Genomic DNA, 3,151 nt, shown 5'->3' with positions numbered 1-3,151 from the left:
CTGCTCCGCCTCTGCAAGGCCCCTCTGTCCGTGGCCGAACTCTCGGCCTATCTCAAACTGCCGTTCAGCGTGGTGACCGTCCTGCTCACCGAGCTGCTGGCGGCCGAACTGGTGCAGGCGCGCGACCCGCTGATCAGCCAGTCGCTCGCCGACCGTTCCCTCCTCGAAGCGGTGATGCATGGACTTCAAAAGCTCTGACACCATCACGGGTCCACGGACCGCGGACCGCCTGCCGCAGTCCACCCAGGCCGCGGTGAAGATCGTGGTCGTGGGCGGGTTCGGCGTCGGCAAGACGACCATGGTCGGTTCCGTCAGCGACATCAGGCCGCTGACCACCGAAGAGACCATGACGCAGGCCGGCATCGGCGTCGACGACGACTACGGCTCCGACTCCAAGACCGCCACCACCGTGGCGATGGACTTCGGCCGCATCAGCATCACCGACCAACTGGTGCTGTACCTGTTCGGCACCCCGGGCCAGGAACGCTTCTGGTTCCTCTGGAACGGCCTGTTCGAAGGCGCCCTCGGCGCGGTCGTCCTGATCGACACCCGGCGCCTGGAAGTGAGCTTCGACGTCATGGGGCGCCTGGAGGAGCGGGGCGTTCCCTTCGTCATCGCCGTCAACTCCTTCCCGGACGCGCCCCGTTACCCGATCGAGGATCTGCGCTCGGCGCTCGACCTGGCCCCGGAGATCCCGATCGTCGAGTGCGACGCGCGGCGGCGGGCCTCCAGCCGGGACACACTCATGACGCTGATGCGGTTCCTGCACTCCCTGGAGATGGCGAAGGCACCTGTCTGAGCGCGCCGGTCGCGCCACACACCCCATCAACACATCTGACACCTGATCCACCTCAGTTTCGGAGCGATCACCGTGACGCCTGAACCCCACTCGACGACCAGCACGGACGAACCCTCGCTCGGACCGCCCCCCGGCTGCCCCGCCCACGGCATCGGCCCCGGCGGGCTGCGCCGGCTCTACGGCCCCGAGGCGGAGGACCTGGGAGCCGTGTACGAGAAGCTCCGCGCCGAACACGGCGCGGTGGCCCCCGCGCTGCTCCACGAGGACGTGCCGATCTGGATCGTGCTCGGCCACGGCGAGAACCTGCACATGGTGAGCACCCCCTCGCAGTTCTGCAAGGACAGCCGGCTGTGGACCCCCATGCTGGACGGCACGGTCAAGCCCGACCACCCGCTGATGCCGTACTTCGCCTGGCAGCCCATCTGCGCCCACGCCGAGGGCGACGAGCATCTGCGGCTGCGCGGCGCGGTCACCGGCGCCATGTCGACCATCGACCACCGGGGCATCCGCCGCCACATCAACCGCGCGACCCAGCACCTCGTCAACCAGTTCTGCGAGGACGGCAGGGCCGACCTGGTCACCGAGTTCGCCGAACATCTGCCGATGGCGGTCATGTGCGAGGTCCTCGGCATGCCCGAGGAGTACAACGACCGGCTCGTGCAGGCCGCCCGAGACTGTCTGCGGGGCAGCGAGACCGCGCTCGCCAGCCACGCCTACCTCATGGAGGTCCTCGGCCGGCTCGCCGTCCGCCGCCGGGACGAGCCTCGGGAGGACTTCACCAGCCACCTCGTGACGCACCCGGCCGGGCTCACCGACGAGGAGGTCAGGGAACACCTGCGGGTGGTGCTCCTCGCCTCCTACGAGACCACGGCCAACCTCCTCGCCAACGTCCTGCGCATGGTGCTCACCGAACCGGGCTTCCGGGCCCAGCTCAACGGCGGCCAGATGACCGTGCCCGAGGCGGTCGAGCAGTCCCTGTGGGACGAGCCGCCGTTCAGCACCGTCTTCGCCTACTTCGCCAAGCAGGACACCGAGCTGGGCGGCCAGCGCATCCGCAAGGGCGACGGGCTCCTCCTCGGCATGGCACCGGGCAACGTCGATCCACGCGTCCGCCCCGACCTCAAGGCGAACATGCGGGGCAACCGCTCGCACCTCGCCTTCAGCGGCGGCCCGCACGAGTGCCCCGGCCAGGACATCGGCCGCGCGATCGCCGACGTCGGCGTCGACGCACTGCTGACCCGGGTTCCGGACGTCCAACTCGCCTGCGAAGAGGACGAGTTGCGCTGGCGGTCGACCGTCGGGAACCGGCATCTGGTGGAACTGCCGGTGCGGTTCGCGCCGAAGGCGAAGCAGGACGTCATGGAGCGCCCCGCCATCAACCCGCTGCCACGGCAGCGCCCGAAGAACTGGCAGATCAGCTCCGAGCAGGCACAGCCCGCGGCTCCGGCACCCACCGCCCCGGTCCAGGAGACCCTCCCGCCCCCCGCGCCGACTCCGGCACCCGTGCCCGAACCGGCCCGCCGGCCGGGTGTGTTCGGCCGGTTCCTGCGCTGGTGGCGCGGCGAGTGACCCGGCCGGCCGCCGGAGTCAGCCCGCCCACTCCTCGTACGACGACCAGGCCCCGAGCGTCCTCGGGCTGACGAACCGGTGCTCGCGCCCCGTGACCGGATCGGTGAACTCCAGTACCCGCGCCAGCAGTTGGAGCGGGCGTCGGAAGTCACCGGCCGGCACGGGGCCGGTCACCACCGGATAGAGCGGGTCGCCGAGGATCGGCACCCCCAACGCGCTCATGTGCACCCGCAGTTGGTGGGTCTGCCCGGTGACCGGTGTCAACCGGTACCGGGCCCGCCCGCCCTGGTGATCGAGCAGCTCGACCCGGGTCTCGGCGTTGGGCTCGCCCTCGGCCTCGTAGGCCGCCAGTACCCCGCGCTCCTTGACGATCCGGCTGCGCACCGTACGCGGCAGGGCCAGGGCGGGATCGTACGGGGCCACCGCCTCGTACTCCTTCGTCACCCGCCGGTCGCGGAACAGCGTCTGGTAGGCGCCGCGCTCCTCGGGCCGCACGGTGAACAGCACCAGCCCGGCCGTCAGCCGGTCCAGGCGGTGGGCGGCGCCCAGTGCCGGGATCCCCAGTTGCCGGCGCAGCCGCGCCAGGGCCGTCTCGGCGACATGGCTGCCGCGCGGGGTGGTGGCCAGGAAGTGCGGTTTGTCGGCCACCACCATGTGCTCGTCCCGATGGACGACGTCGACCGCGAACGGCACACGCTCCTCGTCGGGCAGCTCCCGGTGGAACCACACGAACATCCCCGGCGCGTACGGCATGTCCGACGGCACCGGGCGCCCGGTGCCGTC

General features: G+C 70.9%; 4 protein-coding genes. 3 read left to right on the top strand and 1 reads right to left on the bottom strand.

Annotation, left to right across the window (positions count from 1 at the left end; translation table 11 throughout):
• From AOK08_RS41310 to AOK08_RS41300, 3 genes are all read left to right on the top strand, one after another.
• Positions 1-198 (top strand): DUF742 domain-containing protein (locus AOK08_RS41310; protein ID WP_157877032.1); only part of this gene is annotated, 198 nt, incomplete at its 5' end.
• The gene (locus AOK08_RS41305) at positions 179-799 is read left to right on the top strand and encodes a GTP-binding protein (RefSeq protein WP_055535647.1); all 621 of its coding nucleotides are present in this window, start codon (positions 179-181) and stop codon (positions 797-799) included. The genes AOK08_RS41310 and AOK08_RS41305, both read left to right, overlap by 20 nt.
• Before the next feature lie 72 nt (positions 800-871).
• Positions 872-2,368, top strand: coding sequence for a cytochrome P450 (locus AOK08_RS41300; protein WP_055535645.1), 1,497 nt, complete (start codon positions 872-874; stop codon positions 2,366-2,368).
• 18 nt (positions 2,369-2,386) lie between these two features.
• Here AOK08_RS41300 and AOK08_RS41295 read toward each other — a convergent pair.
• A partial coding sequence (locus tag AOK08_RS41295) for an RluA family pseudouridine synthase (protein ID WP_055535643.1) occupies positions 2,387-3,151 on the bottom strand: 765 nt, incomplete at its 5' end.

Origin of the sequence: Streptomyces graminilatus, assembly GCF_001418565.1 — a bacterium.
GTDB classification, from domain to species: Bacteria; Actinomycetota; Actinomycetes; order Streptomycetales; family Streptomycetaceae; genus Streptomyces; species Streptomyces graminilatus.
Note: the sequence above shows the minus strand (reverse complement) of the source record. Positions and strands in the feature narration are given on the sequence as shown.

Bases quoted from the DNA above. Each gene is read 5' to 3' on its own strand.
- AOK08_RS41305 (WP_055535647.1), top strand. From the start codon at position 179: ATGGACTTCAAAAGCTCTGACACCATCACGGGTCCACGGACCGCGGAC.